Source organism: Rhodoglobus aureus (assembly GCF_039527955.1).
Taxonomy (GTDB): Bacteria; Actinomycetota; Actinomycetes; order Actinomycetales; family Microbacteriaceae; genus Rhodoglobus; species Rhodoglobus aureus.
The window spans coordinates 82,642-100,055 of sequence record NZ_BAAAKW010000017.1 but is presented as its reverse complement, the minus strand read 5'-3'; the positions used below and the strand labels follow the sequence as shown (position 1 = coordinate 100,055).

18 protein-coding genes and 1 tRNA gene are annotated in these 17,414 nt (G+C 58.2%); 8 read left to right on the top strand and 11 right to left on the bottom strand.

What is annotated here, in order from left to right:
• Position 1: 1 nt before the first annotated feature.
• The 3 genes from ABD112_RS03950 to ABD112_RS03940 form a co-directional block, all read right to left on the bottom strand.
• A complete protein-coding gene (locus ABD112_RS03950; RefSeq protein WP_343923357.1) occupies positions 2–529 on the bottom strand; it encodes an FHA domain-containing protein FhaB/FipA in 528 nt (175 codons plus the stop codon).
• Positions 526–1,242 carry an FHA domain-containing protein gene (locus ABD112_RS03945; protein WP_343923356.1) on the bottom strand — a complete coding sequence of 239 codons (717 nt, stop codon included), beginning with the start codon at positions 1,240–1,242 and terminating at the stop codon, positions 526–528. Before ABD112_RS03945 ends, ABD112_RS03950 begins: the two co-directional genes overlap by 4 nt.
• Before the next feature lie 79 nt (positions 1,243–1,321).
• Positions 1,322–2,026 (bottom strand): M23 family metallopeptidase, encoded by a 705-nt coding sequence (locus ABD112_RS03940; protein ID WP_343923354.1) that lies wholly within the window; start codon positions 2,024–2,026, stop codon positions 1,322–1,324.
• Positions 2,027–2,245: 219 nt separating this feature from the next.
• Here ABD112_RS03940 and ABD112_RS03935 point away from each other — a divergent pair.
• From ABD112_RS03935 to ABD112_RS03925, 3 genes are all read left to right on the top strand, one after another.
• Positions 2,246–2,329 (top strand) — tRNA-Leu (locus ABD112_RS03935).
• Positions 2,330–2,539: 210 nt separating this feature from the next.
• The gene (locus ABD112_RS03930) at positions 2,540–3,103 is read left to right on the top strand and encodes an RNA polymerase sigma factor (RefSeq protein WP_343923353.1); all 564 of its coding nucleotides are present in this window, start codon (positions 2,540–2,542) and stop codon (positions 3,101–3,103) included.
• Entirely contained in the window at positions 3,090–3,680 is a 591-nt protein-coding gene (locus ABD112_RS03925; protein WP_343923352.1) for a hypothetical protein, read from the top strand. Before ABD112_RS03930 ends, ABD112_RS03925 begins: the two co-directional genes overlap by 14 nt.
• A gap of 101 nt (positions 3,681–3,781) precedes the next feature.
• Here the strand turns inward: ABD112_RS03925 and pdxY are convergent, their stop codons facing one another.
• Complete coding sequence (gene pdxY, locus ABD112_RS03920; protein ID WP_343923351.1) at positions 3,782–4,633, bottom strand: pyridoxal kinase PdxY; 852 nt, start codon at positions 4,631–4,633, stop codon at positions 3,782–3,784.
• Positions 4,634–4,733: 100 nt separating this feature from the next.
• On the opposite strand from pdxY, the gene ABD112_RS14590 reads away from it, so the two are divergent.
• Positions 4,734–5,174 (top strand): DUF2510 domain-containing protein, encoded by a 441-nt coding sequence (locus ABD112_RS14590; protein ID WP_425563794.1) that lies wholly within the window; start codon positions 4,734–4,736, stop codon positions 5,172–5,174.
• Positions 5,175–5,922: 748 nt separating this feature from the next.
• Positions 5,923–6,840: a restriction endonuclease gene (locus ABD112_RS03915; protein WP_343923350.1), complete on the top strand. Its 918-nt coding sequence runs from the start codon at positions 5,923–5,925 to the stop codon at positions 6,838–6,840.
• Between the two features lie 140 nt (positions 6,841–6,980).
• Here the strand turns inward: ABD112_RS03915 and ABD112_RS03910 are convergent, their stop codons facing one another.
• The 6 genes from ABD112_RS03910 to ABD112_RS03885 are packed head-to-tail and all read right to left on the bottom strand — an operon-like array spanning position 6,981 to position 15,310.
• Complete coding sequence (locus ABD112_RS03910; RefSeq protein ID WP_343923349.1) at positions 6,981–7,685, bottom strand: M48 family metallopeptidase; 705 nt, start codon at positions 7,683–7,685, stop codon at positions 6,981–6,983.
• Positions 7,682–10,921 carry a type I restriction endonuclease subunit R gene (locus ABD112_RS03905; protein ID WP_343923347.1) on the bottom strand — a complete coding sequence of 1,080 codons (3,240 nt, stop codon included), beginning with the start codon at positions 10,919–10,921 and terminating at the stop codon, positions 7,682–7,684. Before ABD112_RS03905 ends, ABD112_RS03910 begins: the two co-directional genes overlap by 4 nt.
• Positions 10,914–12,167 (bottom strand): restriction endonuclease subunit S, encoded by a 1,254-nt coding sequence (locus ABD112_RS03900; RefSeq protein WP_343923346.1) that lies wholly within the window; start codon positions 12,165–12,167, stop codon positions 10,914–10,916. The genes ABD112_RS03905 and ABD112_RS03900 overlap by 8 nt, the downstream gene beginning before the upstream one ends.
• Positions 12,164–13,198, bottom strand: a complete 1,035-nt coding sequence (locus ABD112_RS03895) for a virulence RhuM family protein (RefSeq protein ID WP_343923344.1) — start codon at positions 13,196–13,198, stop codon at positions 12,164–12,166. The genes ABD112_RS03900 and ABD112_RS03895 overlap by 4 nt, the downstream gene beginning before the upstream one ends.
• Positions 13,191–14,708, bottom strand: a complete 1,518-nt coding sequence (locus ABD112_RS03890) for a type I restriction-modification system subunit M (protein ID WP_343923343.1) — start codon at positions 14,706–14,708, stop codon at positions 13,191–13,193. The genes ABD112_RS03895 and ABD112_RS03890 overlap by 8 nt, the downstream gene beginning before the upstream one ends.
• A complete protein-coding gene (locus tag ABD112_RS03885; protein ID WP_343923342.1) occupies positions 14,705–15,310 on the bottom strand; it encodes a restriction endonuclease subunit S in 606 nt (201 codons plus the stop codon). Before ABD112_RS03885 ends, ABD112_RS03890 begins: the two co-directional genes overlap by 4 nt.
• Before the next feature lie 149 nt (positions 15,311–15,459).
• Between ABD112_RS03885 and ABD112_RS03880 the strand changes: the two genes are divergently transcribed.
• Positions 15,460–15,633, top strand: coding sequence for a hypothetical protein (locus ABD112_RS03880; RefSeq protein ID WP_343923341.1), 174 nt, complete (start codon positions 15,460–15,462; stop codon positions 15,631–15,633).
• A gap of 10 nt (positions 15,634–15,643) precedes the next feature.
• Here ABD112_RS03880 and ABD112_RS03875 read toward each other — a convergent pair whose 3' ends face one another.
• Complete coding sequence (locus ABD112_RS03875) at positions 15,644–15,778, bottom strand: hypothetical protein (RefSeq protein ID WP_343923340.1); 135 nt, start codon at positions 15,776–15,778, stop codon at positions 15,644–15,646.
• On the opposite strand from ABD112_RS03875, the gene ABD112_RS03870 reads away from it, so the two are divergent.
• Positions 15,777–16,316, top strand: coding sequence for a DoxX family protein (locus ABD112_RS03870; RefSeq protein WP_343923338.1), 540 nt, complete (start codon positions 15,777–15,779; stop codon positions 16,314–16,316). The genes ABD112_RS03875 and ABD112_RS03870 overlap by 2 nt on opposite strands.
• A gap of 29 nt (positions 16,317–16,345) precedes the next feature.
• Positions 16,346–17,407, top strand: a complete 1,062-nt coding sequence (locus tag ABD112_RS03865) for a type III polyketide synthase (protein ID WP_343923336.1) — start codon at positions 16,346–16,348, stop codon at positions 17,405–17,407.
• Positions 17,408–17,414 lie beyond the last annotated feature (7 nt).

Here is a 17,414-nt window from a genome sequence, read left to right as displayed (position 1 = left end):
GTTACCGTCGCAGTTCGAAGCTGGTAGTGCCAATCTTGATCGGCGTATTCAACGGGATAGGCGTTGGAACGCTCACACGCTGGCCAGCCAAGAAGGTGCCATTCGTGGAATCAAGATCTTGAACAACCCAGCTATCAGCCCAGCGCAACAAGCGGGCGTGGTGGGTCGACGTGTAGTCGTCACGAATCACCAAACCAGATTCGCTCGAACGACCAATCGTCAGCTGCTCGTCAGGCAGTGAAATCTCCAGTCCCTCTTTAGAGCCAGAAACGATCACGAGGCGCGTGGCATCGAGAGAGCTGCCAACAGCGGGAGTCGGCGCCACGGGTCGGGTGGACTGTTCAGCGGCGGGAGCAGTTGGCGCGGCGGGCGCTGAAGGTGCTGCCGCCTGAGATGCGCTTTGCACGGGCATCCGGCGGACCTTCTCGCCGAAGAGGTCGGAGCGCAGCGCATAGACGATGGCGAAGATAAAGCCCCACATGATGGCCAGGAAGGCAACGCGGAGGAGGAGGAGGGTTAGTTCACTCATAAGGTGAACCCCCGGTCGTCGCGTCGATCAACGGGCTGGTCGACATCTGAGGATTGGGCAAGCACACGGAACACGATACGGGTTCGACCGATATCAATCACGGATTCTGGCGCGAGTGGCGCACGAGAAACGGGAGATCCGTTCAATTTTGAGCCATTTGTGGAGTTGAGGTCGTTAACTTCAGCTCTGGTGCCATCCCAGAGGATCTCGACGTGCTTGCGAGAAATGCCGTTGTCGTCGACCGTGATGTCGGCTTCGCTGCCTCGACCAATGATGGTTCGTGAGTGTACGAGTGGATGCCGTGTGCCGTTGATCTCGAGCACGGGCGTCCAGGCGACGGTGCCCTTGACGCTCACTGAGTCGACTTCGATCATTCCCTGGCTGAGGGATTCGTCGGGAACGAGAGTGATGCCGATGCCGCCAGAGAATGAGTAGTGCTGGGCGGTGGCGTGGCGCTGCACGAGTTCGGTCAGCTCAGAGATGAGGGTCGAACCGAGGCCGGACATCCGCTGATAGTCAGTCTGGCTGAGGCGCACAGTGAAGTTATTGGGCACGAGGATTCGTTCGCGTGACACTACGGCGGCCTGCGTGTCGAGTTCGCGGCGCAGGGCGCTCGTTATCTCGACGGGTTGCAGACCACTTTTGAAGGTCTTGGCGAATGCGCCGTTGACGGCGCGCTCGAGACCTCGCTCAAAGTTGTCCAGAAGACCCAAAGCTCTCCTCGTGATAGCTCGTTGTGGTACGTCGATGTTAGCCGTTAAGGGTGGCTAACCCGTTACCGACGCCGAGCAGTTAGGGCAGGAGGCCCATCGGGTCAACGCGCGTGCCGTTGATGTAGGTCTCAAAGTGGAGGTGGGCGACGGTGACGTAGCCGGTGCTTCCGCTCAAACCGAGGGGGGTTCCTGCGGCAACTGTCTGACCGGGGGAGACCATCTGCGAGCCCTGAATCATGTGCGAGTAGAGGGTAGAAACTCCGCTGCCGTGATCGATTTTGATGTACTGGCCCCAGCCTCCGCCGTAGGTGACCTGAGTCACGACGCCGGGAGATGCAGAAACGAGGGTCATGCCGCTGCCGGTCATGATGTCGATTCCACCGTGGAATTCTGAGCCGCGGTATCCGAAGCCGTCATTGACTGGTGCGTTTGCTGGCCACACTGCGAGGAATCCGGCGAATGCGCCGCCGTAAGATCCTGCGAATGAACCAGAGGGAGCCGCGGGGGCGTAGACGGGTGCCGGGGGCTCGACAACAAGCTTCTTTACCTTGATGGCGTCGCGGGTTGCGGGGCTGATCTCGGCATCTGCGGATGAAGCGAATGACTGGCTGGGAACGGTTGCCTCGGCTTCGGCGGCTGCGACAGCAGACGCTTGCTGCAGAACATCGGATGCCGAAACTGCGGAAGCAGTGGACGGAAGATCGCGCGAAGACGGCTCCATGTGCGCTGCGGCTGGAACAGTCACGCTCACGACAACTGCCATGATGGCGCTGAGTGTCAGCATTCGTTTCACGCGGTAACCCCCAGGGGTGTGGTCTGTGCACTGCCTAATTTCAGCAGTTTTGGATCATGTCTGGTTGAACCCGCAGCGGTAGGCACACGGGCAGCTAACAACTCTATATGGCTAACCTGTGAATCCTAAGGGAATTGGCTCGCTGAGTCGAGTCGCTGATGATGTTGGCGCTGTGATAATCTCACTCAGTTGAGTGTTATCTCAATCCACGCGTGAGTGGCGGAATTGGTAGACGCGCACGGTTCAGGTCCGTGTGTTCGAAAGGACGTGGGGGTTCAAGTCCCCCCTCGCGCACATTATTTGTAACCGGACCCCAGGCGCCCCTAGGGCACTTGGGGTCCGGGTCACAATCCCTTGTGATCCCTGGGATCTAGTCGCTGCGACCCGGATTTGCTTGGGTGGCATCCATGTCGGTGAGACGTCCCAGCGCTTGATGAAAAGTGGAACGCGCGACCGGCGCTGAAATCCTGCAGCCGCTGCCGGACATGAGGCAGAGTGAGACCTGTGACTGATGCTGAGCGCGAGCAGCGCTTCCGCACGCTCGCCGAGTTCATCCTCGAGCCGGTGCGGCGCTACCTGTTGCGACGCACCGACGCACCGACGGCTGATGATGTGCTGAGTGAGACTCTATTGGTGTGCTGGCGGAGGCTCGAAGAGGTGCCGGCCGAGCCTGACGAGACCATTCCCTGGGCGATCGTCGTCGCTCGCTACCTGCTTGCAAACGCACAGCGCGCCGAGCGGCGTCGCCTCCGGCTTGTGGGTAAAATCCTTGCGCTCGACCCTCCTGCAGCTGTAGTTGACGTTGCGAGCCTCGACGGCACAGCCGAGACGGATTTGGTTCGGGATGCTCTCACGCGGTTGCGCACCGCCGACGCCGAGCTGCTGCGTCTGTGGGCGTGGGACGGCTTTGAGAGTCCACAGCTAGCCATAGTGCTCGGCATCAGCTCAAATGCCGCCGCTATCAGGCTGCACCGCGCGAAGGCGCGGCTGAAAGACGAACTACTGAAAGCACAGGGGGCATCCGGACATGTTCGGTATGAAGGAGGGAACACCGATGGACCACGATGACCGCACGCTGCGCGAGCAGCTGCGCGCCACTGACCCGGCCCTCGGTGTTGCTCCCTTGCCTAAGACAGGGCTCGACTACCGGATGGAGCAGATAATGACCGATACAACCACACCCTCGGTGCCGGCACGCAAGATTCGCCGTGCGTGGGTGCCTCTCGCTGGCGTCGCCGCAGCCCTCGCCATCGGCGCCGCTATCGTTGTGCCGCTCGCTCTCGGCGGTACGCCTACCACTGAGCAACTCGCGCAACCGAGCGATGGTGGGCTCGCGAGCGGCAGCTGCCTACCCGTGACCCCTGAGGGTTTGCTCGCGCAAGAGAAAGCGTTCGCTGCGCGCGTGATCGCTGTCGAGGGTGACATCGTGACCTTTGAAGTGACCGAGCGTTTCGCGGGTGACGTGGCCGATCGTGTCGAAGTGCAGCAGGTCGACGCGATCGACAGCGACTTTTCGAGTGTGCCTTTCGTGGCTGGCGGGTCGTATCTGGTCTCGGCCGGTGATGGAGTGATCCGCGGATGTGGCCTCAGTGGAACTGACAGCCCCGAGTTGCGTGCCATCTATGACGGGGCGTTCGGCGGTTAGCGCCGCTAGCCACGACACGGGGCGCGCTGCTCTCGTTTCAGCCAGCTGAGTCCGCGGGGTCCGCAAGACCAGCAGTGCTCAAGATTTCAGTGTGGCTGTGCCTAGCGCACCTGACGAGCGGTGAACTGCATTCGCGGCTCTGCGTAGAACTCTTGGGACTCGACGAGTTGCAGTTCGCGTTCGCCAGACTCGAGAGTTGTGGTGAGTAGGTCGAAGACGCTGGATGCCGTGCGCGCGAGGGCGTCTGCGGCATCGCCGGTGCGCGTGAAGTGTGCGGTGAAGAGGGCGGCGGTGACGTCACCGGAACCATTTGCCTTCATTGGCAGTTGTGGGGTCTGCACGATCCAGGCTCCGGCATCCGTCACGACCATCATTTCGATGGTGTCGTCTTCGCGGTCGGGGCGCTCAACGCTCGTCACCAGAACGGTACTCGGGCCCATGGCACGGGCGAGGTCTGCGGAGGCGAGGGTCGACTCGATCGTGTCGGGGTCGGTCTCGGTGAGGAACCCGAGCTCGAACTGGTTGGGCGTGATGATGTCAGCGACAGGGACCACGCGTTCACGGAGCAGGATCGGGATGGCGGGGGCGACGAAGCATCCGGATTTCGCATTGCCCATCACCGGATCGCACGCGTAGATAGCGTTCGGGTTCGCAGCCTTGACTTTGGCAACGGTGTCGATGATGACATCGGCGATGCCCTCACCGCCCTGATATCCGGAAAGCACGACATCGATCTGGGGGAAAACTCCGCGATCTTCGATGCCAGCGATGATCTCGGAGACGTCGCTGGGGTCAATCATGGGTCCGCGCCACGCGCCGTAGCCGGTGTGGTTCGAGAAGTTGACCGTATATACGGGCAGCACTTCAACGCCGATGCGCTGCAGCGGGAACACTGCGGCAGAATTGCCGACGTGGCCGTACGCGACCGCTGACTGAATGGAGAGGATCTTCATTAGGTGATTCTCCCACTCTTCGGCGCAAAGCAGGCTAACGGCTTCCGCCTAGAGCTTGTCCGTCCTAGACTCAGCTTTCAAAACGATCGGGAAGGGGCGCATGTCTTCAGCGGGCTGGTATCCCGATCCTGACGATAGCTTGAAGCTACGCTACTGCAATGGGACCTCGTGGACTGACCAGACATGTGCATCCGCAAATCTGAGCGACCGTCCACCTCCCCAAACAGCGGCCCAGAGCGAGCCGTATCCAAACCATAGCGGAAGCATCTCTTCGCCTTCGAAACTTGCTCCGGCATCCGCGACCGCACTCGATCCAGAAAGCCGCGCAGCGGTACGAATCTTGTCCCCCGAGAGACGGGTTGGTTGGGCTTTCGCCTGGGTGCTGGCAGCGTTCGTCTTGTTCAGCGGCTGCAGCGGAGGGTTCCAAGTCTGGCAGATGGGTGTTGACGGGAACGGGCATCAAGTGACGTGTAACGACGGCACGTCGTCGTTGTCCGGCGGAGTTCAAGGCGCATGCTCTGGTCACGGCGGCGTTCGGTAAACCAAACATAAGAGGGCAGGAAAATAATGGAATTCTTAGCCAATATGGCTGCACGGAGTGAAATCAAGTCTCGGGAACTTATTCTGGCTGCAATGCGAGACGTCCGCCAAGATTGGGCTGTGGGAAAGGTGCTGATGCCCTGTCACATCATTGACGAAGCGCACAATGGTATTTGGATGCAAACTGCTAACGCGCGGGTAGTGATGTACCGATGCCAAGGGCAATGGTGGGGATACGAAGTTGAACAGGAAACTCTCGACGGTCTACGAAGCCCGAATAGCGTTGCGTGGCTAAGAAACCTGGCCCAAGACCCACCTACGTTTCTTAGGCCAATTGCGCCCCAAATATCACTGCGGCTAGTTTCGCGGGAGCTATTAGTTAGGTTTTCCTTGTTCCCCTTAGATTCATTCCGACTCGTCAGCGAGTAAGAAAGAATCGGCATATGAGGAGGGTCGGCTTTGATTAGATACTCTCCCGATTCATCACGGGCGTTATGGCGTCATGGGCTTCGGGTTTGAGGGCCCTCTTCCTGGGCAGATCGGTGAGGCCCTGAGGAGAGTCGCGGCACAAGGCATACATGCGGCAAAATCAATACGCTAGGGACCATTGCGCGTGCATGAGCAAGTCACGCAACTTGGGTATGAACTACGCAACTAGCATTAGTTCTACGTGAACGCGGCAGTGGTGTTTGCGGATCGTAGCCAATCCCGACGATCGACTTTCTTGGCGACGCAAGAGGAGCAATTGAATGTCTGAAAATGAATCGTTAGTGCCAATTTGGCCTCTTTTTGTTCGTCCTGTGTTGGAAACGTTGGCCGATGGGAATACCTTGTCTCGTCGAGAGCTGACGACGCAGACTATGGCCAACATGGGTCTTAGTCCCGAGGCAATAGCCGAGGAACTTGAGTCTGGTGGCTCGCGGGCATTGGGGCGGGTCGGCTGGGCGATCACCCACTTGAACAAAGCTGATTGTGTTGAGCGCCCGGCGCGCGCGCAATATCGCATCACAAATGCTGGCACGGAGTGGCTAGGGAGCTACCCGAAGGGCGTTACCGATTTCTCGCTTGCTAAGAAGATGTTTGCCCCGTATTGGCCGAAGCCACAGAGTAGTACTTCGCAGACGGTGGTGATTACTGATGAAGACACCACCTTCGACCCCATTGAACAGATCGAACACGGTGTCGCTCGCGTCCGCGGTGAGGTATCGGATGGACTACTTGAGCGTTTGCGTGAACGCCCACCGGAGTTCTTTGAGGACGCTGTTGTGAAGGTTCTTTTGGCGATGGGCTACGGCGGATCGGAACAGCGCGGCAAGCGAATCGGCGGTTCAGGTGATGGTGGGGTCGATGGTGTCATCGATCAGGATGCTCTTGGCTTGGACCAGATCTACGTTCAGGCGAAGCGCTACGCTGCTGGCAATAACGTTGGCCGGGAGGCAATTCAGGCTTTCATAGGAGCTCTTCAAGGCTTTGGCGCGTCACGCGGAGTTTTCATTACCTCCAGCATGTTCACCCCGAATGCGCTCGAATATGCTCAAGCAATCCAGACCAGAATTGTTCTTATCGATGGTCCGCGCCTCGCAAACCTGATGATCAAATACAAGGTTGGTGTGCAAGTTCAACAGAGCTACGAAGTGGTGGAGTTAGATGAGGACTTCTTCGAGTAATCGCTAACAATGTCTCCCGCGTTGGCCATCGCACTCTCTGCAATAGCCGTGGGTTGCGATTCAAGCCGCGGTGCGCGAGGCCTCCCGACGTCCGGCGCCGTGAAGAAGCGTGCGGAGGGCATTTACTCGAACGCCAGTTTTCATGCCATCGCCCGCTCAAGACGTAGCTTGCGCGTCTCCCAGTCAGGCAGGACCTGAGTCTGGAGTCCGTAGAACGCCCGGCTGTGGTTGGGGATTGCACGGTGACAGAGTTCGTGTGTGATGACGTAGTCGATGGTGTCAGCGGGCGCTTGCACCAAATCGGGGTTCAGCAGTAGGCGGCCGCCTGGAGACATCGAACCCCAGCAAGTTGTCATTCTCTGCAAGCGAAGGGAGGTGGGGCGGTGTTCCTCGGGGTTGGCGAAGCGCGAAAGGTTGGATTTCAGCCTCTGCTCGAACTGAACTTGCGCTCGTTCGCGGTACCAGTTGGTCACGAGCTGCTCGGTAGTGCTCGTGTCATCGAACTCGGCCCCGGATACGAGGATGAACCCTCGTGTCATCCGCACCTGGCGAATTTCTCCGGGCTCGATACGCAAGCGGTACTGGCGTCCGAGGTATTTGTGAGTTTCTCCGGCGATAAAACGTCTCGGCGGGGTTCGGGGTGTGAACTGTGTGAAGTACTCCTGTTGACGAATGATCCACCGGGCGCGTTTTCTGATTAGCGCTTCGACTTCGTGTAGGCCAGCGGTTTCGGGTGCCACAGCAAGCACATCCCCGCTCGGTTCTACCGTGATTGCTAGTGTGACGCGAGGCTGCCGTTCAAGCCGGTAGTCGATCGTGGTTGAGCCGTAGTTGATCGAGCTCATCGAGGAAAGCGCGCCTTGGCGATTGTAATGATTCCGGCCTGCAGTTCATCAGGTAGACCTTCGGGCAGCGCGATGTGCCGTTTTGCTTCAAGCTCTTCCCAGAAATAATCGTCGAGGGCGTTGAGCATTTTGTTCTGGGCTACCTCATTGGTCCAGACTCCGACAATGAGGTGTGCTCGAACGATGTCGAGAATCTCGACCGCAATGATTGCCACTTCATCTGATTCCACGGGTGCCTCGCTGCTTGCATCGACCAGTAAGCCCTGGAGCGATCCAAAGAGTGCGGCTGCGTCGTCGTTGTCGCGGATGAGGCGAGGCAGGCCCATCCCGCGTGCTTTGTGCGTTACTTGTTCAGCAATTTCGTGGACGCTGAGTAGGTACTTCTCGGCGTCGCGTCGGCGACGGTACTCGTCGATAGCTTCCCGGAGCATTTGTGAGAACCGTTGGTAGAGCGCTGGGTCTTCATCCATACGCTCGGTGATTGTTCGGCGGGTGGCGCTCGCGATGCGGTCTGCCCGCGACGCTGTGGTCACTTTGTTGTCGCCAACGACTGCTTTGAGAGCCTCTGGGTCATTGATGTTCAACGGCTCAATGATTGTTTCGGCTGGCATTGCTGTCACGTGATCGTCGAGCAGTCTCTGAATTTTTGGTTCGTAGTCGCGTAGGTCGATGATCTCTTGGTAACGAAGTTGCACTGACCGACGCAATTCGGTGAGTTGCTTCCAGTCGCGGGTGTATCTGTCGACATCGAGCTGAGTTACGACGTCGAGCAGCTTGTCACTAGAGAGGGCAATGTGGAGACACTTGGCATACAGGCTAAGCCGGGAATAAAACTCGTGGCGGATTGCTTCGTCGCCGAGGTGCTGTTCGAGGGCTTCCATGTCTTGTTTGTTTGGCAGTGTTTTGAAGATCTCCCAGACGTCTGCCCAGCGCTGGGGCAACATTCGAATCTGTTCGCGGATGTCGTGCACGGCCCCAGCGAGATCGTTTTCGTCGTAGCCGCCAAGCGCGGAGTACGCACCGAGGGCGGTGTCGAGTTCTCCGAGTAGGCCTTCGTAGTCGACGATGATTCCGAACTCTTTTTCGGGTTGGTCTTTGTCGCCATCGAATAGCCGGTTGACTCGTGCGATTGCTTGCAGGAGTGTGTGCTCTTTCAGCGTTTTGCAGAGGTAGAGAACTCCGTTGCGGGGAGCGTCGAAGCCGGTAAGCAGTTTTGATACGACGATGAGAATTTCGGGTCCACCGCTGGCTTTGAATGCTTCGATGATCTGTCCGTTGTAGGCGGCTTCGCTGCCGTACCGTTCCATGCGGCGGGCCCAGAATTCTTGCACGAGGCTGCGCGACTCTTGATCGACTTGTTCGGCGCCTTCGTATTCGTCGGGGGCTGAGATGATCACTTCGCTGCGAACGTGGGCGATGTCGTCGAGTATTTGTTTGAAGCGGATGGCTGAGGCTTTGTCTGGGGCCACGAGTTGTGCTTTCATCCCGGTGCCCTGCCAGTTTTTGCGGTAGTGCTCTGAGATGTCGAAGGCTTTTGCTCGAATCGTTTGAGCAGTTTTGCCGAGCACGTCTACTCTGCTGAATTTGCGTTTCAGGTCGAGTTGCTGTTCCGGCGTTAGACCTTCGCTGATTTTCTCAAACCAGGTGTCAATCACGTTGTCAGCAAGTTGTTGTTCTACTAGTCGACCTTCGTAGAGCAGCGGTACGACGGCGCCATCTTCGACGGCTTGATCGATTGTGTATTTGTGGATGAGTCCACCAAAGGTGGTGGCGGTGTTCTTTTCGCGTTTGAGCAGTGGGGTGCCGGTGAATCCGAGGTAGCAGGCGGCTGGCAGCATCCGTCGCATGTTGACGTGGAAGGAGCCGTAGCCTCCGTAGCGCCCGGTTTGGCTGCGGTGGCTTTCGTCGACGAGCACGAAGATGTTTGCGGATTCGTCGGCGATGCCCCGTTTGGTGGCGTTGTCGAACTTGTTGATGATGGTGGTGATGAGTGGTGCACGGTTGTGGATGAGTTCGGCAAGGTGTGCGCCGGTGGTGGCGCGGGCGGGCACCATTTCGCAGGCTCGGAAGGTGTCTGCGATTTGACAGTCGAGGTCATCGCGGTCGGTGACGATGAGGATGCGAGGGTTTTCGAGGCGTGGATCGAGTGCGAGTGCTTTACCGAGCATCACCATGGTGAGTGATTTGCCGGAGCCTTGGGTGTGCCAGATGACTCCACCTTTGCGTGCATCGCCTGTTGCGGTGTTGCTGTTGTCTCCGATGACCCGTTCGACGGTGTTGCGTACGGCAAAAAATTGTTGGTGTCGCGCGATTTTGCGCACGCCACCATCGAAGACGGTGAATCGTCGTACTAGGTCGAGCAGTCGTTCTGGTCGGCAGAGCGCGTAGATGAGGCGATCTTGTGGGCTAATTGCCCGGTCGCCTGCTGTGGCTAGTCCGTTGAAGTAGGGGAGTGCGCTTGTGAAATCCCCGCTGAAAACTGCTGTCTTCTCTTCGGCGGTCAGGGGGCGATTGATGGCGGCAGCGATGTCAGTATCGGTGTCTTCGTCTTCGCGCCAGGGACTCCAGAACTTATGGGGAGTATCGACGGTGGCGTAGGCGGCGTCTTGCCGGTTCATGGCGACAAGTAGTTGTGCAAAGTGGAAGAGCTGCGGAATGTTGCCCGCATTTTGGTAGGCGATGAGTTGCCGGTCGGCTTTTTTGAGTTCTTCGGTTGGCCGTTTGTTTTCGATAACGATGAAGGGGATGCCGTTGACGAACGCGACGATATCGCACCGTTTGGTGGCGATGCTTCCAGTTCTTTCAACACTCATTTCGGCGGTGACATGGAAGACGTTGTTTTGCGGGTTCACCCAGTCGATGTAGCGGAATGAGTAGCTTTTGGTGTCGCCGTCAATGATTTTTGTGATGGTTGTGCCGAGCACAAGGGTGTCGTAAACCTCTTGGCTGGTGGCAGTGAGCCCTTTTGCGCGTTCGGGGGCGGGCATCAGCTTGCGGATCGCCTCGTGGGCGTCGGCAAGATCGAAGCGGTGCTCACGCCCTCGAAAGCTGAACGAGTTCAGCTTCAACAGCTGGTCGGCGAGGATGTTGTCGAGCAACACATTTCGCAGCCGCCTGCCACGCTGCTGGAGGGCAGCGGCCTGCGAAAGTGGCGTGTAGCCGAGGGCGACCAGCAATTGCAGCGCAGGGACTTGAGATTGGTGCTTCTCTGCTGCATTGAACGTTGTGTCAGTCATTGGATGCCGCCTCCAAGTTTTCGGTGTCGTCGCCGGTGACCCGGATCTCGCCGGTCAGCAGCTTCTGCATGAGGCCGCGCTTTTGTTCGCGGTATTGAGTTTCGAGTTTCACGTTCTGAGCGAGGTCCTCATTGAGATCATCGACTATCCGCACGATGCGCGCCTGGGTTCCGAGGGGTGGGACAGGAAATGGGAGCTTAGAGAAATCTGGCCAACGTAGGCTGCCACGACGGTCGACCGTTGCACTCGTGCTGGCGCGAAACATGTAGGTGTACCGGGGTGATTTGAGCACGAGGTAGGCGAAGCGGGCATCAATTACCTCGTCGTCAAACTTAAAGACTGTATATATGGGGCTTACAGCGCCGGTGTCAACCACATTTTGGAGTCCAATTGACCCCTCTTCGACGTGATTGCTGGGGAATCCGAACTCGTTTCTCCCGACTAGCTTGTAGTTGCTGAGATCCGCGCTGTGTACGGTGCGACCAAAATATTCGTCTGACCGAACAAACCCTCGGTGCTTTGAGCAAGTAAGGACTGTGTCGGCACGGAGGGCAGAGTTTCGCGAGCCTGTTTCGCTTGCTAGCTCGCCTATCGGTCGGATGGCCCAGTCATCTGCGACGAACTCCCAGCTTGTGCCGTGAGGTTGCCCTCCGCCGAAGATAAGTTCTGAGGAGATCGCGTTACGGCGCGCTTCGAGCACATGTTGAAGTCGACGGACATGTTCAATCGCCTCATCCCAGGCCTGGAGAATCTCCGCGATCTTCCTTTGTTCCGATAGCGGAGGCAACTGAACTGGGCAATGCTGCCGCAATACAGTCGGGTTGATGTTTGCCTGGCTAACCCCTCGAGTCGCCAAGCTCTTAATGACTCTTTGGGCTTGTGAGCCGTTCAGGAAGTAGTTGAGAAAGTACGGATCAACGACGGCTGTGTCAGCGTTCAGGCGCACCAGATAAGAAGCAAAGACTGCGTTGGTGTGTTCTGAAACAATGCCAACTCTGCCGACTAGATCGGGGCTGTTTGTCCGGTTCAGTAAAAGATCACCGGCCTTGAGCTCGAGCGTTGACCAATCCTGCAACTCTTCGTCAACGTGACCGAGGCCGTCAAGAGAGATGTGCCCGTCTCGCAGGTTCCGCATTCCAACAACAGGACGTGTCCCCTCAGCGATCGTTGGGGCACTCGTTCCATATTCTGTGCCGGTCAGTAAATCGTTCAATACGACAGTGTCCCAACCATCTGGCTGAGTCATTTGCCTTCTCCTCGAGCCTTCTTGATCCCGCGAGCGAGATTCTGAAGAGACTCAACATCTTTGCTGTTGGCAACTGTGGCGGCATCAGCTCGCCGCTGTGCGTCAAACTCCTCATAGCGAGTCTCAGCGAGCTTCTTGGCGACTGCCGCTTTGACCTTGCCCGAGTTGGTGAGCAGGTCGCGCTCGTTGAACGTGAGGAACGCGTCTAGCTTGTTTGCCCACTCGTCCATGGTGACTTGTTGACGTTTCTTGGCTTGGTCTTCGGCATAGTCGAGGTACATGGTGACGATTCTGTTTAGTTCGTCGACCTCTTCTTCGCTCAAATAGTTCTTCGCAGTGCTCACGTCTCCCTTGCGCACGATCGTGCCGGGCCAGTTAGTGAGCCCCATATTTAGTGCGCTGGGATCACTGCGACGACTAATCAGTTCCGCTGCAGTCTGGCCGGTCACTGCCCACAACATCTTGTTCTGTACCTTCTTGAAGAACAGCGTGGCGGCATCCGACGTCGACTCGTAGTCGACTGCTGTCGTGTACAGGTCGCAGATCTTTTGGTAAAAACGTTTTTCACTCGCGCGGATGTCGCGAATGCGCGCCAACCACTCGTCGAAGTAGTCCCACTGCTCTGCGTCCTTGAGTTTCGCGTCATCCATCGCAAAACCCTTGACCAAGTACTCGCGCAAAGTGGTCGTAGCCCAGCGGCGAAACTGCACACCGCGCGGAGAACGCACCCGATAACCGACCGCGAGAATCACATCCAAGTTGTAATACCCAAGCGTGCGGCTCACCTCACGGGCGCCCTCGGATTGAACTGTCAAGATTTCCTTGACAGTTGCCACGGCATCCAACTCACCATCCTCAAAAATGCCCTTGATGTGCAAACTAACGTTCTGCTTAGTCGTCTGAAAGAGATCAGCTATGTCTGCCTGAGTCAGCCACGCTGATCCCTCGAACGCATGTAGCTGCACGTGGGCCAGACCATCGTCGGTCGTGTAGAGAACGATCTCCCCGCCAGGGGCATCCGACTCAAACATCGATACCCAGCTCCTTCAAGTGCTGGCGCATCCGCCCACGCACCTCATCGAGCTCCTTCTCGATTTGCACAATCTCCTGCTGGACCGCCGCAATGTCGATTTCTCCTTCCGGCTCGAAAGTGTCGACATATCGGGGGATATTCAGGTTGAAACCATTGCCCTCGATTTCTTCAAGATCTGCCAGATACGAGTACTTATCGACCGCTGCACGGTCACGGTACGTTGTGACGATCTTCTCAACGTGCGCTTCACCCAGCAGGCTCTGAGACTTTGCTGCCGTGAACTCGCGGCTGGCGTCGATGAACAACACATCTTTGCGGTCAGCGTTCGTGCCACCAGTTTCGCGTGATCGATCGAAGATAAGAATTGCCACGGGGATGCCCGTTGTCGTGAACAGGTTCGCGGGTAAACCGATCACCGCATCCAGCAGATTTTCTCTAATGAGTGCCTCACGGATACGGCCCTCGGCAGCACCACGAAACAGCACACCGTGCGGCACGATTACCGCGACCCGACCGCTCAGAGGTTTTGCCGTCTCAATCATGTGGGTGATAAACGCGTAGTCACCTTTGCTCTTCGGTGGAGTGCCGCGCCAAAAACGGTTGAACTGATCGGAGGGCGCGTTCTCGGCTCCCCACTTATCGAGCGAGAACGGCGGGTTAGCAACAACAACGTCGAACTTTTTCAGCTGGTCATTCTCAAGAATGGTCGGGCTGTTGAGAGTGTCGCACCACTCGATGCGGGCTGAGTCATTGGCGTGCATGAACATGTTCATTCGCGCCAACGCCCACGTTGCACCGTTCACCTCCTGACCAAACAGGGCGTAATCCTCGGAACCAACTTCCTTAGCTGCCTCGATGAGGAGCGAGCCGGAACCGCACGCCGGGTCGAAGATTGTGTTTCCCGGTTTTGGCGCTGCCAGCGTTGCAAGAAGCTGGGAGACAGAACCGGGAGTGTAGAACTCACCCGCCTTCTTGCCTGCGTCTGACGCGAAGCGAGAAATCAGGTAAATGTATGTCTCACCGATAATGTCTTCACTCACCCGAGAAGGGCGCAGATCGAGATCAGGCTTGGCAAAATCTTCCAGCAAGTTCTTGAGACGGCGGTTGCGATCTTTTGTCTTACCCAAATTGGACTCGGAGTTGAAATCAATATTGCGGAAGACGCCATCCAACTTGCTGCGGTTTGCCTCCTCAATCGACTCCAGCGCCATATTGATGAGCTCACCGATGTTGGGCTCGTTGCGCTTCTCATAGAGGTTATAGAAGCTCGACCCCTCGGGCAGCGGGAAGCGTTCGCGCTCGAGCCGCCGCTCGATGCGACGCGCATCACCCTCGAACTGCTTCTCGAACTGCTCGGTGTGATCGACCCACACATCCGAGATGTACTTCACGAAAAGCATCACCAGGATGTAGTCCTTGTATTGGGTTGCATCGACGACACCTCGGAAGGTGTCGCAGGCGGCCCATGCCGCATTATTAATGCGCCGTTGGGTAATGCGGTCGGTCATGAGTTCGTCCTGTTCTGGCGTGGTTCTTCTGAAAAACTATGGGCAAATTGTGCAAACTGCAGAGACAGCAAGCTTCGTCTTCGTTCGACCAACCGACGCTCGAGCGCTGCTTGGCGGTCGGCTAGCTCAGCGGCGGACGCAACTTGTTTCTGCTGCGCGACCGAAGGGAGCGGGATGAGGGTGTCCTCTAGGACTTGTTTCGAGACCATTTGAATGGTCTGCCCTTGGGAAGACCGGCGAAAGTGCGACTGGGCTTCATCTTGATTGAGCGCCCACGCTAAGTAGTGTGCATCGACCTTTTCATCGTTCGGGCGAATGATGAAAAGTGGCGTCACGGCGATCGCAGGCTCGAATAGTTCGCCTGGGACGGCGACCGCAAAGGTGTGGGTTCCACGCGAACGAAAAAGTACGTCACCCGCGCGCGTCTCGTATCGCCCCGCTGGAACAGCTGTCTTTACTGCGGTCGAGAGGTTGATAGTGCCGTCGGCGATCAGGTCGGCCGCCTGAATAGCTAGAACTCCACCGTGAGAGGCTGGCTCGAGCCGGCTGCGCATCGTGTATCCGGAGTGCACGGAGCAGATTTCCTTCAAACGCAGGTTCATGATCTCTCCTAAATCCCTGTTGCATGAACTCTACTGGAAATGCAGTAGTTTAGATACAGAGAATCTTTTACTGGCATGTCGACGCTCGATTGGTGGGTCTCCATGTGGTCGGGATTGCTTGAAAACGCCGCCAGCGACTGATCGTAAGCGTGGTTGCGAAAGCCTGCTTCAGCTCAGCGGCGGCCGCGTTCCACAAGCTTGCGTTCGCGCATCGCGAGGAACAGGGAGAAGATGAACGCAAAAGCCGTCTCAGCGAGTACCAGACAACGTTCGACGACCTCGAAGCGGGGCGCATCACTGGCCGCGCTGTACTCATTCCCTAACGGCTCAGCACTAGCCGAACAGCGCGATGATCGCGGCCTCAACCACACTCCGTTGGGGCTGCGGCTCGTTAACGCCCGCCATGGCGAGTGAGGTCGCGACACACACTCGGCTGACGCCAAGCACACCCGACAAGAATGGTCGCATGGACCAGAAACCACAGCGAGCAGATTCGACCGCGCCGACGACACCGGCAGGGCAGGCCGAGCCCGCAGCGGTCAGCGACCCAGCGGCCCCCGCCGAGCCGTCCCGCGCGAGTCGCATCGGCCGCCGCTTAGGACGCATTGCCCTCGGCGCAGCCCTCGTGTTCGCGGGCATCAGCCACCTCACCATTTCGCGCGAGGCCTTTCAGGGGCAGGTGCCCGACTGGCAACCGTTTGATCCCGACTTCGTGGTTGTCGCATCCGGTGTTGTGGAGATCGCTCTCGGCAGTGCCCTCATTTTCGCCAAAAAATACCGCGCGCATGTGGGCTGGGTGGCGGCCGCGTTTTTCATCGCCATCTACCCGGGCAACATCTCGCAGCTGGTGAACCACGTCGACTCGCTCGGGCTCGATACCGATCTGAAACGCTGGATCCGGATGCCGTTCCAACCCGTGCTGATCGCCTGGGCTTTGTGGTCTACCGGTGCGTGGCGCGCTTGGCGTGCCGCCCGCCGCACCGGCGGTCTCGGCCTCCGTGCGTGATACTTTCTGTGAATGAGCAGGGACACTGAATGAGCAGAGTCGCGGCAGTTGCTCCGGTTGTGCCGGAATACAGCTACAGCCAAGCCGAAATCACGGCCGTACTCGCGCCGTTGCTCGCCGCCAACCCCTCACACCAGAATGTTATTGAGCGGATGCACGGAGCTAGCGGAATCCAACGCCGCCACACCGCCCTTCCGATTGAGCGCTACCCCGACCTTGGCAGTTTTCGTGAAAGCAACAATGAGTTCATTCGCGTCGCCACCGAGTTGCTCGACCGGGCACTGACGACGGCGCTCGCGGATGCTGGGCTCACCCCACGCGATGTCGACTTCGTTTTCTTCACCTCTGTCACTGGCGTTTCGGCACCCTCGGTCGACGCGTTGCTGATTCCGCGGTTGGGGCTGCGGCCCGACGTGAAACGGGTTCCCTCGTTTGGGTTGGGTTGTGTGGCGGGGGCCGCGGGCTTGGCCCGTGTGCATGACTATCTGGTCGGGCATCCGGATGAGGTCGGCGTTGTGTTGAGCGTCGAACTGTGCTCGCTCACGCTGCAACGCGGCGACCAATCCATGGGCAACTTTGTGGCCACCGGGCTCTTCGGCGACGGTGCGGCAGCTGTCGTGATGGTGGGGGAGAACCGTAGCGAACCCGGCCCACGTATCGTCGATACGCGCAGCACCTTCATCGCCGATAGCCACGACGTGATCGGCTGGAATGTGGGCGGAACCGGCTTTGAGATTGTGCTCACTGCGGGTGTCGCCGATGTAATCGAGAACAGCTTCCCTGCAGTGGTGAGCGAATTTCTCGGCAGCAACGGGCTGACGATCGCGGATGTCGCCACCTGGCTGGCGCATCCCGGTGGACCTCGGGTTCTTGAAGCGTTCGAGAGCTCGCTCGGGCTCGAGCGCAGCGATCTGCAAAGCAGTTGGGACTGCCTCGCCCGCGCCGGAAACCTTTCCTCAGCCGCAGTGCTTCATGTGCTCGCGGATGCCATGAACGCTGACCACGCACCGGCGCCCGGAAGCACCGCACTCGCCTTTGCACTCGGCCCCGGCGTGAGCGCCGAATTCATTCTTCTGGAGTGGCCATCATGACTGCGTG